The following is a 24,563-nucleotide window of genomic DNA, read 5'->3' as shown; positions in this document are numbered from 1 at the left end:
ACGAAATCCGGCGCGGGAGTTGTCGCCGGAGAACAATCCGATACCCGGTGTGGGGCGGCCCGTCAGCCGAGCGAGTGCGAAATCGATTCCAGGAAGCCCGCGAGCAGACCGGTGACCACGCCGGGTTGTTCCAGGGTGCTGGTGTGGCCGCAGTTCTCGATGAACTCCAGGCGGGCCGCGGGAATGCGGTCGGCGAGCTCGCGGGCGCCGGGCGGCGGTGTGGCCTGATCGTCGGCGCCCACCGCGATCAGGGTGGGCACGGTGATGGCGGAGATCTCGTCCAGGACGGCGGCACGGTCGGCCACGCCCAGCACGGCCTGCTGGAGGGCGGCCCGGTCGGCCCGGCGCAGCCGCGCCGACCATTCCCGGATGATCGGGCGCGCGGCCGGATCCGCGCGGAAGGCCGGACCGAACATGTGCGGCTCGACCAGACGCTGGATCGCACGGAAGCCGAGCAGGCGCAAGGCCAGCGCGAGTCGCTTGTACTCGGCCACCTTGGCCGGATCCTCTTGTCCTGCACTGGTATCCAGCAGCGTCAGTGAGCGCAGTAGTTCGCCGTGGCGGGCGGCGAGGCGCTGGCCGACGAAGCCGCCCATCGACAGCCCGACCCAGTGCACCGGTGCGAGATCGAGGGCGCGGATCAGCGCGGCAGCATCTGCGGTGAGGGTGTCCATGTCGTAGCCGCCGCCCGGCACCCTCGGCGTCTCGCCCTGACCGCGCCAATCGATGGTGACGCAGCGGTAGCGCTCGCGCAGCGCGGCGATCTGCGGGCCGAACATCCAGCCGCCGAACAACAGGCCGTGGCCGAAGACGATGGTCGGCGCACCGGGATAACCGGGCGGAATCCCGGTGTCGGAGTACGCGATCGGCACACCGTCGAGCTGAATGGTCGGCATGGGGCGGCTCCTCGGCTATACCGTGACGATGAGTTCGGCGGGGCCGCGGACATTGATGCGGCCGTTCCAGCGCACGTCCTCCACCACAGCGTCCGGGAAGCGCCGGACGAAGGCGGGCAGAGCGATCCGGCTCTCCAGCCGGACCAGGGCGGCGCCGGCGCAGTGATGGATACCGGCGCCGAACGAACCGTGCTGCACGGCGATCGGCCGGTCCAGGCGCAGTTCGGCGGCGTCCTCGCCCCAGAATCCGGGATCCCGATTGGCGGCCGCGATGCAGCCGAGCACCCAGCTGCCGGTGGGGATCTCGATCTCGTCGATGGTCAGCGGCTCGACGGTGATGCGGCGCATCAGGTGGACCGGGGAGTCGTAGCGCAGCAGCTCCTCTACGGCGTTGGCGGCCAGCGCCGGCTCGGTGCGCAGTCGCCCGGCCTGCTCCGGATGCCGCAGCAGGGCGAGCAGCCCGCCCGCCAGATGGTTCACGGTGGTCTCGTGCCCGGCCAGATACAGGAACATCACCTGTGCGGTCAGCTCGTCCTCGCTGAGCACGTCGCCCTCGTGCTCGGCGGCGATCAGCGCGCTCAGTAGATCGTCACCCGGATGCGCGCGCTTCCACCGGACCAGTTCACCCACGCGGCCGAACAGTTCCGCATCGGCCGCCCGGACCCGTTCCTGCAGCTGCGGATCCGCGAGCGGTTCGAGCGAGAGCACCACCATGGCGGTGAGTTCCCGCAGCCGCGCGTCGTCGGCCACCGGAATGCCGAGCATTTCCGAGATGATCGTGAACGGCAAGGGAAAAGCCAGCTCGGCAACTACATCCACGCGCCCGGCCGCCGCCATCCGGTCCAGTGCGGTGTCGACGTAGGCTTCGATGCGGGGCTGCAGGTCCTCCACCGCCCGGCGCGTGAAGGCCTTGGCGACCAGGCGGCGCAAGCGGGTGTGATCGGGCGGGTCCTGATCCAGCATGGACATCCCGCCCATCATCCGATTCCGTTTGCCGAGGGTGGCGCTGTCGCTCTTCCAGGCGGGCAGGCGGGTCAGGTTCGCCTCGTCGACCGAGTGCGAGGCGCGTTGCAGCGCGGCCACATCCGCGTACCTGGACACGATCCAGAAGCCGAGCGGATGCTCGTATACCGGGGCCTGGGTGCGCAAACGCGCATAGTGCGGATACGGGTCCGCCGCGTAATCGGGTGCGAACGGATCGAAGACGAACGGCGCGGTGGTCACGACTATCCCAGCTTCACATTGCGCATGGTGACCAGTGCGGTGGCGCAGAGGATCTCGGCTTCGCCCTCGAGAGAGTAGAGATCGGCCGCGGCGATGGTGATGAGCGCGCCCGGTTTCACCACCCGGCCCCGGGCCAGTACCTGCTCGCCCTTGGCCGGTGCGAGGATCTTCACCGTGTAGTCGATGGTCATATTGACCCAGCCCGGCTGCAGCAGCGTGCCGGCCGCGGAGCCGGCGGCGAAGTCGGCCAGCGAACCGAGCACACCGCCCTGGAAGTACCCGTTGTGCTCGGTGAGTTCGGCGCGGTGCGGCTGCACGATCTCGACCTCGCCCGGCGCTATCTTGCCGAACTCGAAGCCCAGGTGCCGGGCGGCGGGCATGGTCAGCACCACGGCCTCGATCGCCGCGGCGTAGTCCGGATTCGATATCTGCCAGGTCTGCATGCTCAGCTCCTCTGTGCTTCGGTGAGATCGTCGGATCGCGGCAGCCACGGCGCCACTTCGCGTGCCAGGTATCGGGTCCGGACGGCGGACCGCCGGATCTTGCCGCTGCTGGTGCGCTGCACCTGATCCGGTGCCGCGAGCACGACATCGGCCGGGGCGAGTTCATGTTCGGCGACCACGGCCGCCCGGATGGCGCCCAGCACCTCGGCGGGGTCCGCCGCGGCGTCGCGGCGGATTTCCTGGACCACCACCAGCTGTTCGCCCGCCGGCGCGGGGATCGCGAACGCGGCGCAGGCGCCCGCCCGCAGTGCGGGATGGCTGGCCTGCACGGTCTGCTCGATGTCCTGCGGGTAGTAATTGCGGCCGCGAATGATGACCATGTCCTTCGCTCGGCCGACCACGTACAACTCGCCGTCCACCAGCAGGCCGAGGTCACCGGTGCGCAGATACTCGCCCGCGGCGCGGAAGGTCTGTGCGGTGGCGGACGGATTGCGCCAATAGCCCTGGGCGACTTGACCGCCCGACACCCAGATCTCCCCCACTCGATCCGGCGGGCAGGTTTCGCCGGTGGCGGGATCGGCTATCCGCACGGTCTCGCCCGGCAGCACCTGCCCGCAACCGACGAGGGTCTTGGACCGCGTCCCCGTGGCGGGGACGTACCGGCGCGCACCGAGCGCCTCCGCGTCCACCTCGAGCAGCCGGGGTCCGCGACCGGGTGTACCGCCGCTGACCAGCAGGGTCGCCTCGGCGAGGCCGTAGCACGGATACCAGGCGCCGGGGTCGAACCCGTGCGGTGCAAAGGTTTCCGCGAATCGTTCCAGGGTCTCCGGTCGGATCGGTTCGGCGCCGTTGAAGGCGACCCGCCAGCTGCCGAGGTCCAGCTCCGGCAGAGGCCCAGCGGCCGCTCGCGCCACGCAGGCCTCGAAGGCGAAATTCGGGCCGCCGCTGGTGTGCGCGCGATACCGGGAGATGGTCGACAGCCACAGCAGCGGCCGGCGGATGAACGCGACCGGCGACATCAGGATGGCGGTGGTGCCCACGTAAAGGGGTTGCAGCACATTGCCGATCAGCCCCTGATCATGGAAGAACGGCGCCCAGCCGACCACGGTGGAATCGCGGGAGTGGCCGAAGCCCTGGCGGATCATCTCCTCATTGGCCACCAGATTCCCGTGGGTGACCATGACGCCCTTGGGCGCGCCGGTGGAGCCCGAGGTGTATTGCAGGAAGGCCACCTCCGCCGGTGCGGCCCGCCGGGGTTCGAAATCGACTGCCGCACTCGCCATTCCGTCCACGGCCAGCCAATGCGAGGCCGTGCACAGCGGCTCCAGCGCCGCGCGCAGCGGAGCCACGAACATATCCAGGGTCAGCACGGCGGCCGGAGCACAGTCCCGCATGATCGAACCGGTCGCATCCTGAATCCGGTTGCGGCGCGGCGGGTTCAGCGGCACGGCGATCACGCCCGCGTACAGGCAGCCGAAGTAGGCGATGATGAACTCGGGGCACTGCGGGAACACCAAGGCCGCACGATCACCCGGGACACAGCGTGATTCGAGTTCGGCGGCCACCGCGAGCGCTCGCTCGTGCAGTTCACGGTAGGTGAGGGTGGTGGCCTCCGCGCCGGTGTCATCGAGGAAGACATACGCGGTACGGCCGGGCTCGGCGCCGGCGCGGCGGGTGAGGATCTCCGGCAGCAGTTCCGGGCGCGGGTCGCTCATGCGGCGCTCCGGATGGCCACCGGCAGGTTTTTCAGTCCGCGGACGATGAAACTGTGTTCCTGCCATTCGAATTCGCCGGTCAGCGGTTCCAGGTCGAGTTTGCTGAGCCACGCGAACGCGGTCTCGGCGAGCAGTTCGGCCAGCTGCCCGCCCAGGCAGCCGTGCATGCCGTGCCCGAAGGCCAGATGGCCGCTGCCGCCGCGCACCGGATCGAACTCGTCGGGTCGTGCGAAGACCTCGGGATCGCGATTGGCCGCGCCGAGGCAGACCAGCACCTGATCGCCTGCGCGGATCGTCTGCCCGCCGAGCTCGACCTCGCGGGTGGCGAGCCGCTTGGTCAGCTGCAATGGGCTGTCGTAGCGAAGCGCTTCTGTCACCACGGCTTTCACCGATCCGGGCGTGCGGCGCAGCGCCCGTGCCTGCTCGGGATGCCGCAGCAGCGCGAGTGCGCCATTGCCGATCAGGGATTTGGTCGTCTCGTTCCCCGCGACGAAACACATGATGCAGACGAAGACCAGCTCCTCCTCGCTCAGTGCGTCACCACCCGCGGTGCGGGCCGCCAGCAACCGGCTGATGAGATCGCCGCCCGGCTGCGCGCGGCGTGCGGCCAGCACGCCGGTGAGCGCGGCCGCGAACTCCGCCACGACCGTGCGCACCCGGTCGAAGTCGGCGGCCTGCATCAGACCGGGCTCCAGCAGGAAGCGAATGTCATGCGTCCACGGCCCGACCTGTTCGCGCAGGTCTGCGGGCAGCGCCATCCACTCGCACAGCACCGAAACCGGCAGCGGAGCAGCGAGATCGGCGATCACATCCAGGCCGCCGGCGGCATGCGCGCGAGCGCGGCAGCGGTCGACGAATTCGGTCGCCACCGGACGCAGCTCGGCTATCGCCTGGGCGGTGAACACCCGGTTCACCAGCCCGCGCAGGCGCGCGTGATCGGGATTGTCGGTGAATACCAGCGACTTCTTCCCGAGCCGGTCGATGCGGTCCACCTCGGCCTGGCCCAGCCGCCGGGCCTGTTCGGTCACCAGTTGCGGGATCAGCCCGGCGCTGAAGGTCCGATCGTGCAGGACGGCCTTGACATCAGCGTGCCGGGTCAGCACCCACATGCCGAGGGTCTTGTGCACCGGCCGGGTTTCGCGCAGTTCGCGGTACATCGGGTAGGGGTCGCGCCGGAACTCGGTGCTGAACGGGTTGAACCGGAGGCGCGGGCGCGCCGGTTCCGAGGCTTGTACCGTCATGCGATCACAGTTCCGCGGCCGGCGAAGTATTCGCTCCGGTAGGGCCGCAGCACCAGCCGGAACAGCGTGAGCTTGCCCATCCGGAAACCCATGGCGGACAGCTTGAGATAGCGCGCGTAGCGGGCCACCGCGTCGGGCCCGACCAGTGCGGTGGCCGCCGCCCGCTCGGCCCGCAGCCGGCGCGCCCATTCCGTGCAGGTCCAGGCGTAGTCGAGGCGGCCGTTGGTGATCGCGCAGATCTCGAACAACCCGTCGGCGGCGGCGGTGATCTCGGCCAGGGTGGGCAGTTCGGCGTCGGGGAAGATCTCCCGTTGCATGAAGGTGTCCGCCTGTGCCGCGCTCATGTTCGCGTAGGCGATGGTCTGCAATGAAAGTGCGCCGTCCGGCGTCAGCCAGTCCCGGCAGCGGGTGAAGAATTCGCGGTAGACGCGGATCTTCTCCGCGGGCCCGTCGTCGGGACGCGCGAAGTGCTCGAAGGCGCCGATGGAGACGATGCCGTCGAACCGTTCCGCCGGGCGGTAGTGCAGCCAGTCCTCGACCCGCACCTCCACACCCGGATAGTGCTGTGCACGAACGTATTCCGCCTGCTCCGGGCTGAGGGTGAGCCCGACCGACCGGGCCACACCGTGCCGGTTCGACAAGCGGTCCAGCAGCGCGCCCCACCCGCAGCCGATATCGAGCACCGCGCGCGCCCGGCCGGCGTCGATGGCATCGAGGTGATGACGCAGTTTCCGCTCCTGCGCGACTTCCAGTGTGTCGTCCGGCTGTTCGCGCAGCGCGCACGAATAGCTCAGCGTCGGGTCGAGCCAGAGCCGGTAGAAGTCATTGCCGATGTCGTAGTGATGGCGGATGGCCGCAGCCGCGGCATCGGTGCGCCCGGTATCCGTCTCGATGCGACCGGTGTCGGTGGCGACCATCCTCAGGCCGCGTTCTCGGCGAGCTGCTCGTGCAGGTAGGCGCCGACGGCGTCCAGGTTCGGATTGCGGTAGAGGTCCTCCGGTGACAGGTCGATGCCGTAGCGCTCCTCGACCTCGATGAGCAGTGATACCGCCAGCGCCGAATCGACGCCGAGCCGGTCGAAGTCCGCCTGCGGGTCGATCGCCGCCGCGGGCACTTCCATCAGGTCCGCCAGGTACTCCCGGCACCAGGTCACGATCGCTTCCTTACTGGTATCCACGGTGTTCCCTCTCTCAGGCAATGCGTTTGGCGGCCATGCGCGCCTCGGACGGCAGCTTCAGATCCCAGGCGAGACCGGCGGCGGCGAGCGTTCTTATCAGCCAGTACCCGGGATCGAGCCGGTACCAATGCAGGCCGAAGGACGGGGATTCCGGGAACGCGTGGTGATTGTTGTGCCAGGACTCCCCCAGCGTCACCAGTGCGAACACCCCGCCGTTGCGGCTGTTCTCCCGGGAGTCGTAGGGCCGGGTGCCGAACATGTGCAGAAACGAATTGATGGCCCACACAATGTGTTCGAGCAGGAACATGCGGGCGAAACCGCCCCACAGCAGACCGCTCACCGCACCGGTCCAGCTCATGCTGATCAGTCCGCCGAGCACGGCCGGAATCAGCAACCCGAGCGCGACCCACCAGTAATACAGCCGGGCCACGCGCACCAGCCTCCGATCCTTGATGAGATCGGGCGCGTAATGCACGATGTTCGGGTATTCGTGGCGGCGCATCCACAGGAAGTGCGAATGCGCCAGTCCGCGTACCGCGCCCAGGACGCCGCCGCCGGACAGATTCGGCGAGTGCGGGTCTCCCTCACGGTCGCTGAATTCGTGGTGGCGGCGGTGCAGCGCGACCCAGGACACCACCGCGCCCTGGCCTGCCATCGAACCGAGCACGACCAGGACATCGACCACCCACGGTGCGGCCTTGAAGGTGCGGTGCGTGAACAGCCGGTGATAGCCGACCGTCACACCGAGCCCGGTGACCAGCCACATCGAGAACAACAGTGCGAATTCGAGCACGCCGAACGGCCGCACCCACAGGAACCCGACCGCCGCCACCGTGCCGATGATCGGCATGACATCGAACAACAGGAAATGCCGTTGCTGCAATCGGTGAATATAGGGGGTGCTGATCGTCTTCCTGCGCGGCGCGGATTTCCAGTTCCCGAATGCCTCCGGGAAATCCCCGACCGACAGCGGATTGTCCTCGCTCATACCTCCGAAGGTAGTCACCGATTTCCGGCCACTGAAGTCGAATCCCGTTTGCCTGCACTGCGATTCGTTCTCCCTATCGCCGCAGACCCCCATCGATGATCGTGATCGTGCCCGACCTGCTCTGACCAGGCCGCCAGCGGCAGGCGGCGGGCATGAGCGATCATGGGTTGATGGGCAGCACAATGGTCGAACTTGCCGCGGGTGACGCGGGACTGAGCATCGATACCGGGACCGGGCGTATCACGAGCTTCCGGGTGGGTGGAGCCGACATACTCACCCCGGGGCCGAAGAACGGGGCCTTCCCCATGGCGCCGTGGTGCGGGCGCATGCGCAATGGGATTCTGGCGTGGGACGGGAAGCAGTACGAGTTTCCGCGCAATGCCGAGCCGCACGCCATGCACGGGACCGTGCGCGGCCATCCGTGGGAGGTGGCCGAGCGGTCCGACGCGCGCATCGTGCTCACGCAGAAGCTCCAGGAGCGCTGGCCCTTTCCGGGGACCATCACGCAGTCGATCGATCTGACGGCCGATTCCGCCGCCTTCCGCATGACGATCGACGCGGACGCCGAACCCTTTCCGGCACAGGTCGGCTGGCATCCCTGGTTCGCCAAGCGGCTGGCCACGGGCGGCGCGGCGCAACTCGACTTCCGTCCGGCCTGGCAGGAGGAGCGGGGTCCCGACTATCTGCCCGACGGCAACCGGATCGCTCCCCTGCCCAGTCCGTGGGACGACTGTTTCGGCATGCCCGACGGCGTGCACGCCACCCTCACCTGGCCGGGCGCCTTCGAGCTCACGATGTCCAGTCCGCTGCGGTGGATCGTGGTCTTCGACGAGCCAGCCGACAGCATCTGCGTGGAACCGATGTCCGGCCCGCCGAACGGGCTCAACACCATGCCGCACACCGTGACGCCCGATGCGCCACTGCAAGCCGAAATGAACTGGCAGTGGCGGGATCTCAGCTCGGGCTCGACTCCGCAGCAGTGATCGTGATGGCCGCGGCGGGGCAGTCCCACGCGGCACGGTCGACGAGTTCGGCCTGGCCGGCGGTCACCTCGATGGGGCCGCCGGTCAGTTCCCCGCCGCTGTGCAGCGCGACAATGCCCTCCGCGTCGAGGGCGAAGACCTGCGGCGCGGTGTGTACGCAGTATCCGGACGACTGACACACCTCGCGGTCGACTTCGACTCGGATCCCGGCCATCTCGTCACCTCCTGCTGATCCGGACGGGCAGGCCGCCGTCGAGAGTGATGGAGAACGTGGAGGCGTGCCGGGGCCGCCAATCCGGCGGCGTCTCCAGGCGGTACCGCTGGAAGATCAGCGTGAGCAGGAATTGGGCGTTCATATAGGCCATTCCGGAGCCGATGCAGTGATGCGGCCCGGCGCCGAACGGGATGAACGCGGTATTCGGACGATTGGGATGGGAGGCGTCGGTGAAACGGGTCGGATCGTAGCGATCCGGGTCCTGCCACCAGCGTTCGTCCCGGTGCACGGTGTAGACCGGGGTACCGATCAGGGTGCCGCGCGGAATATGGAAGCCGCCGAGTTCGCTGTCGCGCAGGGTGAGTCGCGGGTTCATGGGGTGGCCCTGCAGCCGCTGGCCTTCGTCGAAGCAGGCCTTGGCCCAGGTCAGCCGGGACAGATCGGCGAGCGTGGGTGTCGCATCGCCGAGTTCGTCGATCTCCGCGTAGAGCCGTTGCGCCGGTTCGGTATTCACGCAGAGGTGGGCGAGCGTGTGGGACAGCGAGGCGACCACGGTCTCGTAGCCGCCACCCATGAGCGCGATGAGTTCGGCGCGCAGATCGCGGCGGGACAGGGCGGTGCCGTCCTCGTAGCGGCTCTCCAGCAGCAACCCCAGCAGATCGGTGTCCTCGATCGGGTGGGCGGCGCGCTCGTCGATGAATCCACCGACCAGGGTGACCATCCGCCACACCGCCAGCGGCAGGTTCTCGGTGCCCGGAATCGGCAGTGGATTGGGCGGATTCGACAGGAACACCCCCGCGGCGACCGTGCGCATGAGCAGCCGCATATCCGCGTCGACCCGGGCGAGCTGCACATCGGTGAGCCGGGTGGAGTACATGGCGCGCAGGAAGGCGGGCAGCGTTACCTGCGCGATCTCGTGCTGCAGATCCACGGTTTCGCCGGTATCGGCGAAGCGATCCCAGCGCTCGATGCGCCGGGTGAACTCGTCGACGATGGTGTCGGCGATGCGGGCGAGGTGCTTGCGCCCGAACATCGGGGTGAGCATGCGCCGGCGCTGCCGGAAACGCTCCCCCTCCATCATCGGCAGCGCGGACCCGATGGTGCGGGCCACCGGGCGCTCACCGGGACCGATCATGCTGTACCTGCCTTCGCGATTGTTCATTACCTCGTTGACCAGATCCGGGTGGTTGATCATGACGAGGTTCCAGGCCGGAATGGGCACCCGGAACACGTCACCGTGCTCGCGCGCCCAGCCGCGCACGGATTCGAAAGGGTCCCTGCGGAATTGGGGCAGCACCCCGAGCACCGGCAGCCCCTTCGGGCCGGGGATGGCCGGGTCCAGCGCCCGGCCCAGGGTGCTCAGGCGGCGGGCGCTCATGCCCGCGTCTCCTGCGTACTGCCCTGCCATTGGTCGAGCTTGGTGATGTTGGGCATGGGCAGATCGAACCGGCGATGCGCTTCCATACCGCCGCGCCCGAACCGGTTCAGCAGCGGTATCAGTACCCGCGCGGCCACCGAGGCCAGCCGCATCACCTCCAGTCCCGGCGCCTTGATACCCAAGGGCGACAACTGGATTCCCATGTACACCATGTCCCAGTCGGTATCGATGTGGCTGATCCGGAAATCATCGGTGAGCAGGTAGCGGTCGACGCCGATGAAGTTCAGGCAGCGCCCCGTCGGCGGGAAGACGATCTCGGTTCCGGGCAGGCGCAGCGGTCCCGCCCAGCGGGTGATGCCACGCCAGGGAATGAGCATGCGCAGCTGGCCGTGCGTGTAATCCAGGAAGGGCAGGGCGCGCAGGCTGTCGTCCTGCGGGTAGAAGGCCATGTCCGGGAAGGCTTCGAAGCAGGCCGCGCAGTTGGCGAGGGTCTCCTCGCGCCCGATGCGGATGTTCTGGAAGGTGGTGCTGTCGATGAAATCGCACTCCTCGGCCATGCAATCGCGCAGCCCGTCGACATTCTGAGTTGCCCAGGCGTCCAGCCACTTTCGCCCGAATTCGGTCGCGCCGGCGATCGGGAACCCGCGTTCGAGCGCCTCGGTCTCCTGCTGCTCGACCTTCCGCCAGAAGTCCGGGAGCAGGGCCTGGTAGCGCGGGTGCTCGGGAGACGGGCCGAGGTGATGGAAAGTCCTCATCAGGGGATGCCTTTCGAATCAAGATGTGAGACGAAAGTACGCAGTTGTAACACCACAGGTCAAGGAAACAGTGCTAACTTGCAGTTCAGAGCGTGAACACTTTTGATTTTTCGTCTCATCACGGAGCGCCTATGCCCAGCCGGTAATCTCGCAGTCATGACCTTCCCGGGTGCCGACCAGTTGCTCAGCGCGGGCCTGCCCACCACCGACGCCGATCAGCAGCGGCTGCTGGACGCGGCCCGCGCCGAATTCGTCGAGCGCGGCTTCCGGCGTACCTCGGTCGGCGATATCGCCCGCCGGGCAGGCGTTTCCAGGCCCACGGTCTACCGGCGACTCGGCGACAAGGACGAGATCGTGCGTCAGGTCGTGGTGCGCGAGGTGGTGTCGTTCTTCGTCGCGATCGGCCCCCGGGTCCTCGGCAAGAACACCCCCGCCGAGAAGGCGATCGAGGCCTTCGTGCTCGGCGTTCGCGAATGCCGCCGCCATCCGCTGGTCGCCGCGCTGCGGCAGTTCGAGCCCGAGACTTTCAACTCGTTCCTCACCGACGATGTCGCGACCATGGAACCGGTGCGCGCCGCCATCGCCATGGCCATTGCCGGCGACAGACTGCCCCTCGACGCCGCCCTGCGCGCCGCCGAGATGTTCGTCCGCGTCACCGCGTCCATGCTGCTGGTCTCCAGCGAATTGCTCCCCATCGATACCGACGAGCACGCCCGCTGGTTCGCGCAGACCTACTTTCCCCCGCTGATCGCGGCCTCGGCCGGACCCGGCCCGCGCTGAACCCACTCACAGCCGGCACATAGGTGCGGCACAGCAATCGTCCAGTCACATGATCGAGGCTGGGACGATGCCCTCGACGACCACCGCGAACAGCCCTATCGGGCGCGTGAACATGCTGCGTACGGACGGCAGCGCGATCAGCGTGCTGGTCGTCGACGACGAACCCGCGCTGGCCGAGCTGGTATCCATGGCGTTGCGCTATGAGGGCTGGGAGGTCAGCACCGCCGCCGACGGACGCACCGCCGTCACCGTCGCGCGCGAGGTGCGCCCGGACGTGGTCGTCCTGGACCTGATGTTGCCGGATATGAGCGGGCTGGAGGTGCTCGCCCGCTTGCGGCAACAGCTCCCGCAGTTGCCGGTACTGCTGCTCACCGCCAAGGATTCCGTCGAGGACCGGATCGCCGGGTTCACCGCGGGCGGCGACGACTACGTGACCAAGCCCTTCAGCCTCGAAGAAGTCGTGCTGCGGCTGCGGGCACTGCTGCGGCGCACCGGAGTGTCCGGCCCGGACAGCGGCGCCGAAATCGTGGTCGGGGACCTGATACTCGACGAGGACAGCCACGAGGTCGCCCGCGCCGGCGAGCAGATCGTGCTCACCTCCACCGAATTCGAGCTGCTGCGCTTCTTCATGCGCAATCCCCGGCGCGTGCTGAGCAAGGCGCAAATCCTGGACCGGGTGTGGAGCTACGACTTCGGCGGGCGCTCCAATATCGTCGAACTGTATGTCTCCTACCTGCGCAAGAAGATCGACAGCGGCCGCGAGCCGATGATCCATACCCTGCGCGGCGCCGGCTATGTCCTCAAGCCCGCGAGCTGACGCCGTGCGCCGGGTCCGGTCGCCGCGGCGCTGGTCACTGCGCGCGCGGCTGCTGGTGGGCCAGGTGCTGCTGCTCGTGGTCGTGGTCATCGGCATCGGCGTCGCGACCGAGGCCGCGCTGCAACATTTCCTGGTGCACCAGCTCGACACCGGACTCATCGACATCGAGCAGCGCTCGCTCGGTGCGGCGGGCGGCGGCCCCAGCCTCGGCCCGCCCCCGGACACCGGCACGACTCCCGGCCCGCCGCCGCCGGACCTCACCGGTGGACCCGGACCCGATTTCATGAATCTGCATGGCCTGCAACCCGATACCATCGGCGCACTCGTCACGAACGGGCAGACCACCGCGAGCCATATACGCACCGACGGCAGCCAGGTGGCGCTGTCGGCCGCGGCGGACCAGCAGCTGTCCCGGATCGGGCCCGGACAGACCGTCACCATCGATCTGGACGGTCAGGGTAGTTATCGCCTTGTCGCGCAATCGACCTGGTCCGGCGACACCGTGATCACCGGACTGCCGATGACATCCGTGGACGCGACTCTCACCCAGGTACTACTGATCCTGCTGATCGTCACCGTCGTGGTGCTGATCGTCGCGATCAGCGCGGGCATCTGGGTGATCCGGCGGGCGCTCGCCCCCCTGGACCGCGTCGCGAGCACCGCGGCGCGGGTCGCGGATCTGCGCCTGGATCGCGGGGAAGTCGAACTGCCCGTCCGGGTTCCGGCCGCCGACACCGACCCGCACACCGAAGTCGGGCGCCTCGGCGAAGCCATCAATCGCATGCTCGATCACATCACCGAAGCGCTCTCCGCCCGGCACGCCAGTGAGACCCGCGTCCGCCGGTTCCTCGCCGACGCCAGCCACGAACTGCGCACCCCGCTCGCCGCCATCCGCGGATATGCCGAACTGGCGCAACGCGAACGCGGCGCCGTACCCGCCGAGATGGCCACCGCCATGGGCCGGGTGGAATCGGAATCCAAACGGATGACGACGCTGGTGGAGGACATGCTGCTACTCGCCCGCCTGGATTCCGGACGCGGACTCGAGCATGCCGCGGTCGATCTCACCCAGCTGACCGTGGACGCGGTCAGCGATGCGCACATCGCCGGACCCGAGCAGCACTGGGACCTGGAGTTGCCCGCGGAACCGGTGGTCGTCGACGGCGATACCGCACGCCTGCACCAGGTCCTGGCCAATCTGCTCGCCAATGCGCGCACCCACACCGGCCCCGGCACGACCGTCACCGTCGCACTCGCGGCCGACGGTGACGGCGGCGCGCTCTGGCGCGTCACCGATGACGGACCGGGTATTCCGCCGGACCTGCAGCCGGAAGTGTTCGAACGCTTCGCCCGCGGCGACTCCTCCCGCTCCCGGCGAGCGGGCAGCACCGGACTGGGCCTGGCGATCGTCGCCGCGGTGGTGCAGGCGCACGGCGGGGACATCGCGGTCGAAAGCGCGCCGGGGCGAACCGAATTCACGGTGCGACTGCCGGGATCGCGAGTGGAACAGCGGACCGCACCGGACGCGGAACCGCCGGATACCCGCCACGAACCCGGCCGCCATACACAGCGGGCACATAGCTCGCACCAACAGTCGGCCCACATCGCGCCCGAAGAATCGTCGGCATGACTACCGCTACCCTCGATAGTCCCGCGCGGGAGCACCCGGCCGCGGCGGGCGCAGCAACCGTATGGCGTGTCCGCGGCGCATGCTGGGCAATGCTGGCCACCACGGGCATGCTCTACTTCTGGGGCCTGAGCAGATCCGGTTGGGCCAACGACTTCTACGCCGCCGCCGTGCAGGCCGGCACCCAGAGCTGGAAGGCACTGCTCTTCGGTTCACTGGATGCCGGCAATGCCATCACCGTCGACAAGCCACCCGCCGCCCTGTGGGTGATGGGGTTGTCGGGCCGGCTGTTCGGCTTCAGCTCGTTCTCCATGCTGCTGCCGCAGGCGCTCATGGGCGTCGCCTCGGTCGCGCTGGTGTACGCGGCGGTGAAACGCTGGAGCGGTCCTACCGCCGGTCTGCTGGCGGGCGCGGCGCTGGCCGCGACTCCCGTTGCGGCGCTGATGTTCAAGTTCGACAACCCCGACGCACTACTGGTGCTGCTGCTGGTGGGCGCGGCCTACTGCACGGTGCGCGCCACCGAGAACGGCAGTGGCCGCTGGCTCGCCGGGGCGGGCGTATGCGTGGGATTCGCCTTCCTCGCCAAGCTGATGCAGGCCTTCCTGGTGCTCCCCGCACTCGGACTGGTGTTCCTGATCGCGGCGCCGATCGCGCTGCGCGGCCGGATCTTCCGGCTGCTGGGCGCCTGCCTCGCCATGGTGATCTCCGGCGGCTGGTTCGTCGCACTGGTCAGCCTGTGGCCCGCGGGCTCCCGGCCCTATATCGGCGGCTCGACCGATAATTCGCTGCTGCAATTGGCCCTCGGCTACAACGGACTCGGCCGCGTCCTCGGCGGCAACGGTGACGGCGGAGGCGGCGGTGCACCGCACGGCGGTCCCGGCGGTGGAAACTCCATGTTCGGTGGCAGCACCGGAATCACCCGCCTGTTCGGTGATTCCATGGGCACCGAGATCTCCTGGCTGCTGCCCGCCGCACTGATCGGACTGCCGGCAGGACTGTGGCTCACCCGCCGCGCGCCCCGCACCGACCGCACCCGCGCCGGACTGCTGCTCTGGGGTGGCTGGCTGCTGGTGACGGCCGTGGTGTTCAGCTACATGCAGGGCATCATGCACCCGTACTACACGGTCGCTCTCGCACCCGCGGTGGCGGCGGTGGCCGGGATCTCGGCCTGGGCGCTGTGGAAGCAACGGGAGTCGCTCTGGGCCCGAATCGTGCTCGGCGCCATGCTCGCCGCGACCGGAGTATGGAACTACGTCCTGCTGGACCGCACGCCCGACTGGTACCCGGCACTCCGGTGGATCATCCTGATCGGCGCACTCGTGACGGCCGTGGTCCTCACGTCCGTCGGGCACCGACTCGGCCGCTCGACCGCCGTGATCGTCACGGCCGCAATCCTCTTCGGATTCGCGGGCAGCGCCGCGTACACCATCGACACGGCCCTCACCCCGCACACCGGCTCCATCCCCACCTCCGGCCCGAACAGGGGCCACGACATGGGATTCCCCGGCGGCGGCACCCCGCCCGGCAGCGCAAGCACCGACAGCACCGCACTGAATTCACTGCTGACCGGCACTCACAACCGCTGGGCCGCGGCAACAGTCGGCTCCCAGACCGCCGCACCCCTCGAATTGTCCACCGGCACTTCGATCATGGCGATCGGCGGCTTCAGTGGCGGCGACAACTCCCCCACCCTCGCCCGATTCCAGCAGTACGTCGCCACCGGCCAGATCCACTACTTCATCACCGGCGGCGGAACGCACGGAGCGCCCGGCAACTCACCGGACGGAAAGGGCGGCGGCCCAGGAGGAATGGGCGGCTTCGGCGGCGGATCCGGCGACGCCTCCGCGATCACCGCCTGGGTGAAGGCCCACTACACCGCTACCACGGTGGACGGCACGACGGTCTACGACCTCACCGCACCGGCCACCTCCTGACGAACGAACGCCGAGCGGTCCCCGGCATGAACCGGAGACCGCTTGCCGTCCGGAACTAGCGGGCGGCCGATGATTCGTGTCCGCGCACCCCTCGTGCGAGTTCCGCTGCGAACGTTCGCACGGCATCGGCTCCGGTGTAGACGTCAGGGGCGTCGAGGAGTGTCTTGACCAGTGCAGAACCGACGATCACACCGTCGGCGAAGTCCGCCACGGCGGCAGCCTGTTCCGCGGTGGAGATACCGATGCCGACACACACGGGCAGGTCCGTGACCGCCCGGATGCGCCGCACCAGCGTGCTCGCCGCCTCGCCGACCGACTTTCGCGAACCGGTCACTCCCATCAGGGCGGAGGCATAGACGAATCCGGAACCGGCCGCGGTGATTTCGTGCAGCCGCTCGTCCTCGCTGCTGGGCGCGACCACGAAGACGGTGGCGAGACCGCGGGCGGTGGCATGTGCTCGCCATTCGGCCGATTCCTGCACCGGCAGATCGGGCAGGATGCAGCCCGCGCCACCGGCCTCGGCCAATTCGGTGGTGAAGCGTTCGATCCCGTAGCGCGAGATCGGATTCCAGTAGGACATCACCAGCACCGGTTTGCCCGTGGCGTGATACACCTCCCGCACCGTGCGGATGACGTCCTTGATGCGGGTGCCACCGCGCAGGGCGATATCGGCGGCGGTCTGGATGATCGGCCCGTCCAGCACCGGATCACTGTGCGGCAGACCGACTTCGACGATATCCGCCCCGCCCTCGAGTATCGCGGTGAGTGCGGCGATCCCGCCGTCGACGGTCGGGAATCCGGCCGGCAGATACCCGATGAGCGCCGCGCGATGCTCCCGCTTCGCGGCGGCGAAGGTCTCGGCCAGCAGTGTGATGTTTCCGCTCATGTCACATTCCCCCGTCGATCGCAGCCGCGTCCCGGTCGCTGAAATAGCGGGCGGCGGTATCCATGTCCTTGTCGCCCCGGCCGGACAGATTGACCAGGATCAGTCCGTCCTCCCCGAGTTCCCTGCCCACTTCGAGCGCGCCGGCCAGCGCGTGCGCGCTCTCGATGGCCGGAATGATCCCCTCGGTCCGCGACAGCAGCCGAAACGCCTGCATCGCGGCGTCATCGGTGATCGGGCGGTATTCGCCGCGGCCGCTGTCGTGCAGATACGCGTGCTCGGGCCCGATGCCCGGATAGTCGAGTCCGGCGGAGATGGAGTGCGCCTCGGTGATCTGCCCCTCGTCGTCCTGCAGTACGAAAGACCGTGAACCGTGCAGGATTCCGGGCTCGCCCGCCGACAGCGACGCCGCGTGCCGGCCGGTCTCCACCCCGTCCCCGGCGGCCTCGCAGCCGATGAGCCGCACGCTCGCATCATCGAGGAAGGCGTGGAAGAGGCCGATCGCATTGGATCCGCCGCCGACGCACGCAATGGCCGCATCGGGCAGCCGCCCGGCCCGTTCCAGGAGCTGGCGGCGCGCCTCCACGCCGATGACCCGCTGGAAGTCGCGGATCATGGCCGGGAACGGGTGCGGCCCGGCGACGGTGCCGAAGATGTAGTGCGTGTCCTCGACATTCGCGACCCAGTCGCGGAAGGTCTCGTTGATGGCGTCCTTCAAGGTGCGCGAGCCCGTGGTCACCGGAACCACCTGCGCGCCCAGCATTTCCATTCGCGCCACATTCAGCGCCTGCCGCTGGGTGTCGACTTCCCCCATGTAGATGACGCATTCGAGGCCGAACAGCGCGCATGCGGTCGCGGTGGCGACGCCGTGCGATCCGGCGCCGGTCTCGGCGATGACGCGCCGCTTGCCCATGCGCTTGGTGAGCAGCGCCTGGCCCAGCACATTGTTCACCTTGTGCGAGCCGGTGTGATTGAGATCCTCACGCTTGAGGAAAATCCTTGCGCCACCGGCATGTTCGGCGAATCGGGGCGCCTCGGTGAGCGCGGTGGGCCGGCCCGCGTAGTTGGCGAGCAGGCCGTCGAGCTCGGCGAGGAAATCGGGATCGGTCTTGGCCTTCTCGTAGGCGACGGCGACCTCGTCCACGGTGGCGACCAGCGCCTCCGGAATGAATGTGCCGCCGAAGTCGCCGAAATAGCCTCGGGCAGTGGGGAATCGCCCCGGCGCGGCCGGGACGAAGAATTGACTGGTCATTATGGGACATGCTCCTCGACCGGGACGCAGGTCCCGGTGGTCAGCTGATGGGGGTCACGAGAACGCGCCGCCGGGGCGCGTCGTGCCATCGCATGCCATTGACCTGACCGGGCTCGGAGCCGATCACATAGCGCACCCTGCGTCCGTGGACCCGCCGTGCGGGCGCCCGGCAGCCACGCGGGCGGCAACCCGGGGCGAGACGGACGGCAATGGGCATGCCGCGATCCTAACCCATTTCTCAGGTACCCCGTGTTACCGTTATTGCAGCACTACTGCAATAAGACAGAGTGCGGCAATTGCACCGATCGAGAACGGACCGTGACAGCATGTCAGTAGCCGAACGTTCGCTATTGGTTCCAGCACATGCCCGACCACAGGTGGCGACATTGGAGTTCGACGAGCAGACCCGGCCTACCGCAGCTGATATGTGGGGCAAGTTCAGGGCACTCGGCGGCCTGCAGCACCTTCTGGACGGCGCCGCGCCCGCCATCGGCTTCCTGCTCGGCTACGGCATCTGGAACGCGAAGATCGGCGTGCTGATCGCGCTGGCGGTGGCCGTCGGGATCGGCGTCTACCGCCTGTTGCACGGTGATTCGATCAAGGTCGTCGCCATTTCGGTCGCGGTCGTGGCGTTGTTCTCGCTCTTCGTCGGCCTCACCGGCGAAGGCCGCGGTTTCTATCTGCCCGACCTGCTGGTCGGCGCGGCGGGCACGCTCGCATTCGGCATCGCCGCGGTGACCCGGCGTCCGCTGAGCCACTGGATCTGCCGCCGCATCGGCCTGGAACCGGCCGAAACCGCCGATCCCGCCGCACGATTGCGGCTGCATCGCCGAGTCACCTTGGCGTGGTTCGTGTTCTGGGCGCTGCACCTGGTGGTGATGGTGCCGCTGTATGCCGCGAACCAGGTGGTCATCCTCGGTTCCGTCGCCCTCGTACTGGGCAAACCCGCCCTCGTGGTGATGCTCGCCGCCACGTGGCTGTGGGTGCGCCGATCTCTCCATTCCGCACCAGAAGCAACTCCGAACAGGAAGGTGTCCTGATGACCGCAGCTACCGAACCCAGTAGCTATATCGTCGACCAGAACCAGCGTGTCGCCGCCGAACTGCCGTTCGCCGACACCACCGATCAGGACGACGCCGACCGCGGCTTCATCGCGGCACTCGAACCCGGGGTGGTCCGGGACGCCGCCGGAAACATGGTCTGGGACAACGACTCCTACGACTTCCTCGAGGGCGCCTGCCCCGCCAGCGTGAACCCAAGCCTGTGGCGGCAGGCCGGGCTGAACATCCGCCAGGGCCTCTACCGGGTGACGGACCGGATCTATCAGATCCGCGGCCTGGACCTCTCGAACATGACGATCATCGAGGGCGACACCGGCGTGATCGTGATCGATCCGCTCATCTCCGCCGAGACCGCCAAGGCCGGCCTGGACCTGTATTTCGCACACCGCGAGCAGCGCCCGGTCACCGGCATGATCTACACCCACTCGCACGTCGACCACTTCGGCGGCGCCATGGGCGTGATGACCGCCGAGGACGCCGCATCCGGCCGCATCCCGGTGATCGCGCCCGCCGGCTTCCTGGAACACGCGGTGGCCGAAAACGTCTACGCCGGCACGGCCATGACCCGCCGGGCCACCTACATGTACGGCGCGGTCCTCCCCCGCGGTCCGAAGGGCCAGGTCACCGCCGGCCTCGGACAGACCACCTCGACGGGCACGGTCACCCTCATCGCGCCCACCGTCGACATCACCGAGACCGAGCAGGAACTCACCGTGGACGGGGTGCGGATCGTCTTCCAGATCACCCCCGGCACCGAGGCGCCCTCGGAGATGAACTTCTTCTTCCCGGACATGCGCGCCCTGTGCATGGCCGAGAACGCCACCCACAACCTGCACAACCTGCTCACGCTGCGCGGCGCCCTGGTGCGCGACCCGCACGTGTGGTCGCAGTACCTCACCGAGTCGATCAACCTGTTCGGCTACGACTCCGATGTCGTATTCGCCTCGCACCACTGGCCGACCTGGGACACCGAGCGGCTCATCGGCTACCTGTCGATCCAGCGCGACCTCTACGCCTACCTGCACGACCAGACCCTGCGCCGGCTCAATCAGGGCTACGTCGGGGGCGAGATCGCCGAAATGATCGAGCTGCCACCGGCAATCGAGAACGCCTGGCACGCGCGCGGCTACTACGGCTCGGTCTCGCATAATGTGAAGGCCATCTACCAGCGCTACATGGGCTGGTTCGACGGCAACCCCGCGCACCTGTGGGAGCACCCGCCCGTCGAATCCGCCAAGCGGCACGTGGAATTCATGGGCGGCGCGGACGAGGTGCTGCGCAAGGCGCGCATCTCCTTCGACAACGGCGACTACCGCTGGGTGGCCCAGGTCATCAACTACGTCATCTTCGCCGATCCCTCGAACGAGGCCGCGAAAACCTTGCAGGCCAGCACCTTCGATCAGCTCGGCTATGGCGCCGAGAACGGCCCGTGGCGCAACTTCTACCTCATGGGCGCCTACGAATTGCGCAATGGCAGCGTCGGCACGCCCACCAAGGCGAATGCGCCGACCATGGTGGCCGCGCTGAGCATCGATCAGGTCTTCGACGCCTTGTCGCTGCGCCTGGACGGCCCCAAAGCGTGGCACGAAAAGGCCGTCAGCGACTGGCATTTCACCGATGAGCAGCGGCTGCACCGGCTCGAACTCCGCAATGGCGTACTGGTGCATTACGACCGCCGCAGTGGCGACAAGCTGCCGCCCGCGGAGGTGACCTTCACGCTCACCCGGCAGGCCCTCATCGGCGTCCTGCTCGGCGGTCAGGACCTGGGCGCCACCATGCAGTCCGGCGCCATCAAGATCGACGGCGACGCCCAGAGCTTCGCCAAACTCATCACCCTGTTCGACGCACCCGACCCGGGCTTCAATATCGTCACCCCCTGACGACCGCTCTCATTCCCCGATCCGGGCGATGGTCTCCGCCACTCGTTCCAGATGATCGGTCATGGCGAGACGGGCAGCCTCCGCCGACCCGGCTTCGATCGCGCGCACGATGGCCTCGTGCTCACGGTCGGAGTCGGCCCGGCGATGCTGGGTCAGATTCAGGAACTCCGACTGCACGTCCAGCGCGCGCCGGGTGTCGGCCACCATCGACTTGAGCATCGCGTTCCCGCTCGCCGCCGCGATTGCGGTATGCAGTTCACCATCGAGCCGCACCCATTCCCGGGCATCGGTCGTCTCGCCCAGCTTGTCCAGCAGGGCGAACAGGTGCCGCAACTGATCGGGCCGCCGACGCTCGGCGGCGAACCCCGCAGCCGGTATCTCCACCAGCCGACGAGCCTCGATGAGGTCACGAGCATCCACGCCGGCAAACCTCAGCTGCGAACTCTCCTTACTGGAGACAACGAAAGTGCCGCGCCCCGTCCGGGTTTCCGTGAGCCCGAGAATCGCGCAGGCATGCAGCGCCTCCCGCACCACCGGCCGACTCACCCCGAATTCCTTGGCCAGCGCGATCTCCCCCGGCAAGCGGTCCCCAACCGCGTACTCCCCGGTATGAATCAAGCTCTTCAGCCGGCGAAAGACGGCTTCGGTAGCGCCGATGCGCTGCACTTGTCCTTCTTCGACCGTCACGCGACAAGTATGCATTGACATCGAGTGTGACCCCTATTACGGTTCACCTGTCTTACAGCCTGACAGCCTTACTGCCGGAGCTCTCGTGTCCGTGCCCATGAAGGCTGGATGCGGCTCCCGGAAGGTTTGAAGGATCTCCATGCAGCACGACTCAGTGACGAGTCCCCCGGCCACCACGCCGGCGCCCCCGATCGACGCAGGCGACCTCGGGTATCAGAAGCACCTGCGTAAACGGCATATGCGGATGATCGCCATCGGCGGATCGATCGGCACCGGCCTGTTCCTCGGGGCGAGCGGGCGGATGGCGCTGGCCGGACCGTCGCTGGCCCTCGTCTACATCGTGTGCGGCATCTTCACCTTCATGGTCGTGCGCGCGCTGGGTGAGCTGGTGATGTACCGGCCCTCGTCCGGTGCGTTCGTCTCCTACGCCCGTGAGTTCCTGGGTGAGCGCGGTGCGTATTCGGTGGGGTGGCTCTACTTCCTCAACTGGTCGACCACGCTGGTCGCGGACATCACCGCCGTCGCGCTGTATGTGCACTACTGGTCGTTCTTCGTGCCGGTGCCGCAGTGGGTGCTCGCGCTCATCGCACTGACCGTCGTGGTCGCGCTGAACGTGGTGTCGGTCAAGCTCTTCGGTGAGCTCGAATTCTGGTTCGCGCTGATCAAGGTCGGGACCATCGTGGTGTTCATGGCGGTGGCCATCGGATTCATCGTCACCGGAACGCATATCGGCGGGCATGCGCCGGGCTTCTCGACCATCACCGATAACGGCGGCATCTTCCCGCGCGGTCTCGCCCCGATGCTGACCATCGCGCTGGGTGTGGTGTTCGCGTTCGGCGGCACCGAGATGATCGGTGTGGCCGCGGGCGAATCCGATGATCCGAAGGCCGTGGTGCCGAAGGCCGTCAACTCGATCATGTGGCGGATCATCCTGTTCTACGCCGGATCGGTGGTGCTGTTCACGCTGCTGCTGCCGTGGACCGCGTACTCCGCGGCGGAAAGCCCGTTCGTCACGGTGATGAGCAAGATCGGTGTGCCGCACGCCGGCGACGTGATGAATCTGGTGGTGCTCACCGCCGCCATGTCCAGCCTCAATGCGGGCCTGTACGCGACCGGCCGCACCCTGCGCTCGATGGCCGTGGCCGGCACCGCGCCGCGCTTCGCCGCCCGGATGAATCGCAATGGTGTGCCCTACGGCGGCATTCTCATGACCAGTGCGGTCGGCATCGCGGGTGTGGTGCTGAATCTGCTGATGCCGCAGAAGGCCTTCGAGATCGTGCTGAATCTGGCCGGGCTGGGCATTGTCGGCACCTGGGCGTCGATCATGATCTGCCACTGGATCTTCGTGCGCCGGGCCGAACGCGGCGACTATCCGCGGCCGGACTTCCGGCTGCCCTTCGCACCGGTGCTCAATGTGCTGACCCTCGGCTTCCTGGTCGCGGTGGTGGTGCTGATGTTCTTCGACGGCGATATCGGGCGCATCACGCTGGTGGTGTTCGCGGGCGTGGTCGTCGCCATGGTCGCGGGCTGGTTCCGGGTGCGCGGCCGGCTGAATCAGGAGGTCCTGCAGTGAGCACGTCCGCAACCACCCTCGCGGCGCCGGAAGTGACGACCTTGCGCGTCAGCATTCTGTACACCGGCGGCACGTTCGGCATGGTCGATCGGGGCGACGGGCTGCATCCGCGCTCCGGGATCGATGACGAGATCACCGAGGTGGTCGAGGCTTTCGCCGCCGAGACCGGTATCGAGGTCGAGGTTCGCTACACCGAATTCGACGATGTCATCGATAGCGCCAATGCCGATCCCGCCACCGCCCGCCGGATCGCCGAGCGGGTGCGCACGGATCTCGGACCGAGCATGCCCGACGGTGTCATCGTCATCCACGGCACCGACACCATGGCCTATGCCGGTGCGCGAATCGCGTTCGAGCTGCACGACATCGAGGTTCCGGTGGTGCTCACCGGGGCGCAGATACCGCTGGGCCATCCCGGTAGCGATGCCCGCGACAATCTGGTGCTGGCCCTGAATTCGATTGCCGCGCAACCCGGTCCGGGCACCTTCATTGCCTTCGGCACGACATTGCATCCGGCCGTGCGCGCCAGCAAGCGCAGCTGCGACGGTTACGACGGGTTCGCCACCTTGCGGGAGTTCACTCCCCCGTCGGCCCGGCCCGCGCTCCCGGCACCGCGGCGCCGGCGCGAAACCCCCGCGCCGATCGGCCTTTTCGCCGTGTTCCCCGGAGTCGACATCGATCTCCTCGACGCCGCACTGCGCATCTATCACGGCGGTGTGGTGCTCGAATGCTATGGCTCGGGCACCATGCCCCTCGATGGCGGCCGGACCGTCGAGGCCGTCCGCCGCGCCACCCGGCGCGCCACTCCGGTCGTCGTGATCACCCACTGTGACAGCGGTGCGGTCGATCTCGGCCGCTACCAACCCGGACGGGCGCTGCTGGAGGCGGGCGTCATCGGCGGGGCGGATCTCACCCGCGAGGCGGCGCTGGCCAAGCTGGCCCACCTCACCGGGCTCGGGCTCACCGGCGCCGAGCTACACCGCTGGATGACCACAAATCTTCTCGGCGAACTCTCGAATTCCCTTGCTCATCAATGAATTACCCGTCAGTTGATA

Annotated in this window: 24 protein-coding genes; 9 read left to right on the top strand and 15 right to left on the bottom strand. The window is 68.0% G+C overall.

From position 1 onward, the window contains the following. Positions 1 to 62: 62 nt before the first annotated feature. From ACIP5Y_RS38030 to ACIP5Y_RS37995, 8 genes are read right to left on the bottom strand one after another with little or no spacing between them, the layout of a single operon-like run. The gene (locus ACIP5Y_RS38030) at positions 63 to 896 is read right to left on the bottom strand and encodes an alpha/beta fold hydrolase (protein WP_400357428.1); all 834 of its coding nucleotides are present in this window, start codon (positions 894 to 896) and stop codon (positions 63 to 65) included. A 15-nt stretch (positions 897 to 911) separates the two neighbouring features. Then, complete coding sequence (locus tag ACIP5Y_RS38025; RefSeq protein WP_400357426.1) at positions 912 to 2,120, bottom strand: cytochrome P450; 1,209 nt, start codon at positions 2,118 to 2,120, stop codon at positions 912 to 914. A 2-nt stretch (positions 2,121 to 2,122) separates the two neighbouring features. Beyond that, positions 2,123 to 2,563 (bottom strand): PaaI family thioesterase, encoded by a 441-nt coding sequence (locus tag ACIP5Y_RS38020; protein WP_400357424.1) that lies wholly within the window; start codon positions 2,561 to 2,563, stop codon positions 2,123 to 2,125. Between the two features lie 2 nt (positions 2,564 to 2,565). Continuing rightward, a complete protein-coding gene (locus tag ACIP5Y_RS38015; protein ID WP_400357422.1) occupies positions 2,566 to 4,278 on the bottom strand; it encodes a fatty acyl-AMP ligase in 1,713 nt (570 codons plus the stop codon). Continuing rightward, entirely contained in the window at positions 4,275 to 5,519 is a 1,245-nt protein-coding gene (locus tag ACIP5Y_RS38010; RefSeq protein ID WP_400357420.1) for a cytochrome P450, read from the bottom strand. Before ACIP5Y_RS38010 ends, ACIP5Y_RS38015 begins: the two co-directional genes overlap by 4 nt. After that, on the bottom strand, positions 5,516 to 6,436 hold the full coding sequence (locus ACIP5Y_RS38005) for a class I SAM-dependent methyltransferase (protein ID WP_400357419.1): 921 nt from the start codon (positions 6,434 to 6,436) through the stop codon (positions 5,516 to 5,518). The genes ACIP5Y_RS38010 and ACIP5Y_RS38005 overlap by 4 nt, the downstream gene beginning before the upstream one ends. A 2-nt stretch (positions 6,437 to 6,438) precedes the next feature. Next, a complete protein-coding gene (locus ACIP5Y_RS38000; protein ID WP_400357417.1) occupies positions 6,439 to 6,696 on the bottom strand; it encodes an acyl carrier protein in 258 nt (85 codons plus the stop codon). 13 nt (positions 6,697 to 6,709) lie between these two features. Continuing rightward, positions 6,710 to 7,684 (bottom strand): acyl-CoA desaturase, encoded by a 975-nt coding sequence (locus ACIP5Y_RS37995; protein WP_400357416.1) that lies wholly within the window; start codon positions 7,682 to 7,684, stop codon positions 6,710 to 6,712. 152 nt (positions 7,685 to 7,836) lie between these two features. Between ACIP5Y_RS37995 and ACIP5Y_RS37990 the strand changes: the two genes are divergently transcribed. Continuing rightward, the gene (locus tag ACIP5Y_RS37990; protein ID WP_400357414.1) at positions 7,837 to 8,667 is read left to right on the top strand and encodes an aldose 1-epimerase; all 831 of its coding nucleotides are present in this window, start codon (positions 7,837 to 7,839) and stop codon (positions 8,665 to 8,667) included. Here ACIP5Y_RS37990 and ACIP5Y_RS37985 read toward each other — a convergent pair. From ACIP5Y_RS37985 to ACIP5Y_RS37975, 3 genes are read right to left on the bottom strand one after another with little or no spacing between them, the layout of a single operon-like run. Further along, positions 8,639 to 8,881, bottom strand: a complete 243-nt coding sequence (locus ACIP5Y_RS37985; protein WP_400357413.1) for a ferredoxin — start codon at positions 8,879 to 8,881, stop codon at positions 8,639 to 8,641. The two genes, ACIP5Y_RS37990 and ACIP5Y_RS37985, sit on opposite strands and share 29 nt — an antisense overlap. Before the next feature lie 4 nt (positions 8,882 to 8,885). Further along, on the bottom strand, positions 8,886 to 10,259 hold the full coding sequence (locus tag ACIP5Y_RS37980) for a cytochrome P450 (protein ID WP_400357411.1): 1,374 nt from the start codon (positions 10,257 to 10,259) through the stop codon (positions 8,886 to 8,888). Then, positions 10,256 to 11,014: a nuclear transport factor 2 family protein gene (locus ACIP5Y_RS37975; RefSeq protein ID WP_400357409.1), complete on the bottom strand. Its 759-nt coding sequence runs from the start codon at positions 11,012 to 11,014 to the stop codon at positions 10,256 to 10,258. The genes ACIP5Y_RS37980 and ACIP5Y_RS37975 overlap by 4 nt, the downstream gene beginning before the upstream one ends. Positions 11,015 to 11,170: 156 nt before the next feature. Between ACIP5Y_RS37975 and ACIP5Y_RS37970 the strand changes: the two genes are divergently transcribed. The 4 genes from ACIP5Y_RS37970 to ACIP5Y_RS37955 all read left to right on the top strand — a co-directional run bounded on the left by ACIP5Y_RS37970 (position 11,171) and on the right by ACIP5Y_RS37955 (position 16,172). Further along, positions 11,171 to 11,794 (top strand): TetR/AcrR family transcriptional regulator, encoded by a 624-nt coding sequence (locus tag ACIP5Y_RS37970; protein ID WP_400357407.1) that lies wholly within the window; start codon positions 11,171 to 11,173, stop codon positions 11,792 to 11,794. 112 nt (positions 11,795 to 11,906) lie between these two features. After that, the gene (locus tag ACIP5Y_RS37965) at positions 11,907 to 12,611 is read left to right on the top strand and encodes a response regulator transcription factor (RefSeq protein ID WP_400358059.1); all 705 of its coding nucleotides are present in this window, start codon (positions 11,907 to 11,909) and stop codon (positions 12,609 to 12,611) included. Continuing rightward, entirely contained in the window at positions 12,589 to 14,241 is a 1,653-nt protein-coding gene (locus ACIP5Y_RS37960; RefSeq protein ID WP_400357406.1) for a sensor histidine kinase, read from the top strand. Before ACIP5Y_RS37965 ends, ACIP5Y_RS37960 begins: the two co-directional genes overlap by 23 nt. Next, the gene (locus ACIP5Y_RS37955; protein WP_400357404.1) at positions 14,238 to 16,172 is read left to right on the top strand and encodes an ArnT family glycosyltransferase; all 1,935 of its coding nucleotides are present in this window, start codon (positions 14,238 to 14,240) and stop codon (positions 16,170 to 16,172) included. Before ACIP5Y_RS37960 ends, ACIP5Y_RS37955 begins: the two co-directional genes overlap by 4 nt. Positions 16,173 to 16,227: 55 nt before the next feature. Here ACIP5Y_RS37955 and trpA read toward each other — a convergent pair whose 3' ends face one another. From trpA to trpM, 3 genes are read right to left on the bottom strand one after another with little or no spacing between them, the layout of a single operon-like run. Then, complete coding sequence (trpA, locus tag ACIP5Y_RS37950; protein ID WP_400357402.1) at positions 16,228 to 17,058, bottom strand: tryptophan synthase subunit alpha; 831 nt, start codon at positions 17,056 to 17,058, stop codon at positions 16,228 to 16,230. 1 nt (position 17,059) lies between these two features. Beyond that, positions 17,060 to 18,307: a tryptophan synthase subunit beta gene (gene trpB, locus ACIP5Y_RS37945; RefSeq protein WP_400357400.1), complete on the bottom strand. Its 1,248-nt coding sequence runs from the start codon at positions 18,305 to 18,307 to the stop codon at positions 17,060 to 17,062. 40 nt (positions 18,308 to 18,347) lie between these two features. Further along, positions 18,348 to 18,524 carry a tryptophan biosynthesis modulator TrpM gene (gene trpM, locus ACIP5Y_RS37940; RefSeq protein ID WP_400357398.1) on the bottom strand — a complete coding sequence of 59 codons (177 nt, stop codon included), beginning with the start codon at positions 18,522 to 18,524 and terminating at the stop codon, positions 18,348 to 18,350. A 109-nt stretch (positions 18,525 to 18,633) separates the two neighbouring features. Between trpM and ACIP5Y_RS37935 the strand changes: the two genes are divergently transcribed. Both ACIP5Y_RS37935 and ACIP5Y_RS37930 read left to right on the top strand, forming a co-directional pair. Further along, positions 18,634 to 19,347, top strand: coding sequence for a DUF3159 domain-containing protein (locus tag ACIP5Y_RS37935; protein ID WP_400357396.1), 714 nt, complete (start codon positions 18,634 to 18,636; stop codon positions 19,345 to 19,347). Beyond that, positions 19,347 to 21,248 carry an alkyl/aryl-sulfatase gene (locus ACIP5Y_RS37930; protein ID WP_400357394.1) on the top strand — a complete coding sequence of 634 codons (1,902 nt, stop codon included), beginning with the start codon at positions 19,347 to 19,349 and terminating at the stop codon, positions 21,246 to 21,248. The genes ACIP5Y_RS37935 and ACIP5Y_RS37930 overlap by 1 nt, the downstream gene beginning before the upstream one ends. A gap of 9 nt (positions 21,249 to 21,257) precedes the next feature. Here the strand turns inward: ACIP5Y_RS37930 and ACIP5Y_RS37925 are convergent, their stop codons facing one another. Then, positions 21,258 to 21,935: a FadR/GntR family transcriptional regulator gene (locus ACIP5Y_RS37925; protein ID WP_400357392.1), complete on the bottom strand. Its 678-nt coding sequence runs from the start codon at positions 21,933 to 21,935 to the stop codon at positions 21,258 to 21,260. A 139-nt stretch (positions 21,936 to 22,074) separates the two neighbouring features. Between ACIP5Y_RS37925 and ACIP5Y_RS37920 the strand changes: the two genes are divergently transcribed. Together ACIP5Y_RS37920 and ACIP5Y_RS37915 are read left to right on the top strand one after the other, a co-directional pair. After that, positions 22,075 to 23,508: an amino acid permease gene (locus ACIP5Y_RS37920; RefSeq protein ID WP_400357390.1), complete on the top strand. Its 1,434-nt coding sequence runs from the start codon at positions 22,075 to 22,077 to the stop codon at positions 23,506 to 23,508. Further along, positions 23,505 to 24,545 (top strand): asparaginase domain-containing protein, encoded by a 1,041-nt coding sequence (locus ACIP5Y_RS37915; protein ID WP_400357388.1) that lies wholly within the window; start codon positions 23,505 to 23,507, stop codon positions 24,543 to 24,545. Before ACIP5Y_RS37920 ends, ACIP5Y_RS37915 begins: the two co-directional genes overlap by 4 nt. Positions 24,546 to 24,563: the final 18 nt, after the last annotated feature.

The organism is Nocardia sp. NPDC088792 (assembly GCF_044750615.1).
GTDB lineage: Bacteria > Actinomycetota > Actinomycetes > Mycobacteriales > Mycobacteriaceae > Nocardia.
The sequence above is the reverse complement of the archived record's forward strand: the minus strand, read 5'-3'. Positions and strand labels throughout refer to the sequence as shown.

Excerpts from the sequence above, each read along its gene's own strand:
- ACIP5Y_RS37935 (WP_400357396.1), top strand. The coding sequence starts at position 18,634 with ATGTCAGTAGCCGAACGTTCGCTATTGGTTCCAGCACATGCCCGACCA.
- ACIP5Y_RS37985 (WP_400357413.1), bottom strand. The coding sequence starts at position 8,881 with ATGGCCGGGATCCGAGTCGAAGTCGACCGCGAGGTGTGTCAGTCGTCC.
- trpB (WP_400357400.1), bottom strand. The coding sequence starts at position 18,307 with ATGACCAGTCAATTCTTCGTCCCGGCCGCGCCGGGGCGATTCCCCACT.
- ACIP5Y_RS37990 (WP_400357414.1), top strand. The coding sequence starts at position 7,837 with ATGAGCGATCATGGGTTGATGGGCAGCACAATGGTCGAACTTGCCGCG.
- ACIP5Y_RS37965 (WP_400358059.1), top strand. The coding sequence starts at position 11,907 with ATGCTGCGTACGGACGGCAGCGCGATCAGCGTGCTGGTCGTCGACGAC.
- ACIP5Y_RS37960 (WP_400357406.1), top strand. The coding sequence starts at position 12,589 with ATGTCCTCAAGCCCGCGAGCTGACGCCGTGCGCCGGGTCCGGTCGCCG.
- ACIP5Y_RS38020 (WP_400357424.1), bottom strand. The coding sequence starts at position 2,563 with ATGCAGACCTGGCAGATATCGAATCCGGACTACGCCGCGGCGATCGAG.
- ACIP5Y_RS37930 (WP_400357394.1), top strand. The coding sequence starts at position 19,347 with ATGACCGCAGCTACCGAACCCAGTAGCTATATCGTCGACCAGAACCAG.
- ACIP5Y_RS38015 (WP_400357422.1), bottom strand. The coding sequence starts at position 4,278 with ATGAGCGACCCGCGCCCGGAACTGCTGCCGGAGATCCTCACCCGCCGC.
- ACIP5Y_RS37980 (WP_400357411.1), bottom strand. The coding sequence starts at position 10,259 with ATGAGCGCCCGCCGCCTGAGCACCCTGGGCCGGGCGCTGGACCCGGCC.
- ACIP5Y_RS37920 (WP_400357390.1), top strand. The coding sequence starts at position 22,075 with ATGCAGCACGACTCAGTGACGAGTCCCCCGGCCACCACGCCGGCGCCC.
- trpM (WP_400357398.1), bottom strand. The coding sequence starts at position 18,524 with ATGCCCATTGCCGTCCGTCTCGCCCCGGGTTGCCGCCCGCGTGGCTGC.
- ACIP5Y_RS37970 (WP_400357407.1), top strand. The coding sequence starts at position 11,171 with ATGACCTTCCCGGGTGCCGACCAGTTGCTCAGCGCGGGCCTGCCCACC.
- ACIP5Y_RS38005 (WP_400357419.1), bottom strand. The coding sequence starts at position 6,436 with ATGGTCGCCACCGACACCGGTCGCATCGAGACGGATACCGGGCGCACC.
- ACIP5Y_RS37975 (WP_400357409.1), bottom strand. The coding sequence starts at position 11,014 with ATGAGGACTTTCCATCACCTCGGCCCGTCTCCCGAGCACCCGCGCTAC.
- ACIP5Y_RS38010 (WP_400357420.1), bottom strand. The coding sequence starts at position 5,519 with ATGACGGTACAAGCCTCGGAACCGGCGCGCCCGCGCCTCCGGTTCAAC.
- ACIP5Y_RS37955 (WP_400357404.1), top strand. The coding sequence starts at position 14,238 with ATGACTACCGCTACCCTCGATAGTCCCGCGCGGGAGCACCCGGCCGCG.
- ACIP5Y_RS37995 (WP_400357416.1), bottom strand. The coding sequence starts at position 7,684 with ATGAGCGAGGACAATCCGCTGTCGGTCGGGGATTTCCCGGAGGCATTC.
- ACIP5Y_RS38030 (WP_400357428.1), bottom strand. The coding sequence starts at position 896 with ATGCCGACCATTCAGCTCGACGGTGTGCCGATCGCGTACTCCGACACC.
- trpA (WP_400357402.1), bottom strand. The coding sequence starts at position 17,058 with ATGAGCGGAAACATCACACTGCTGGCCGAGACCTTCGCCGCCGCGAAG.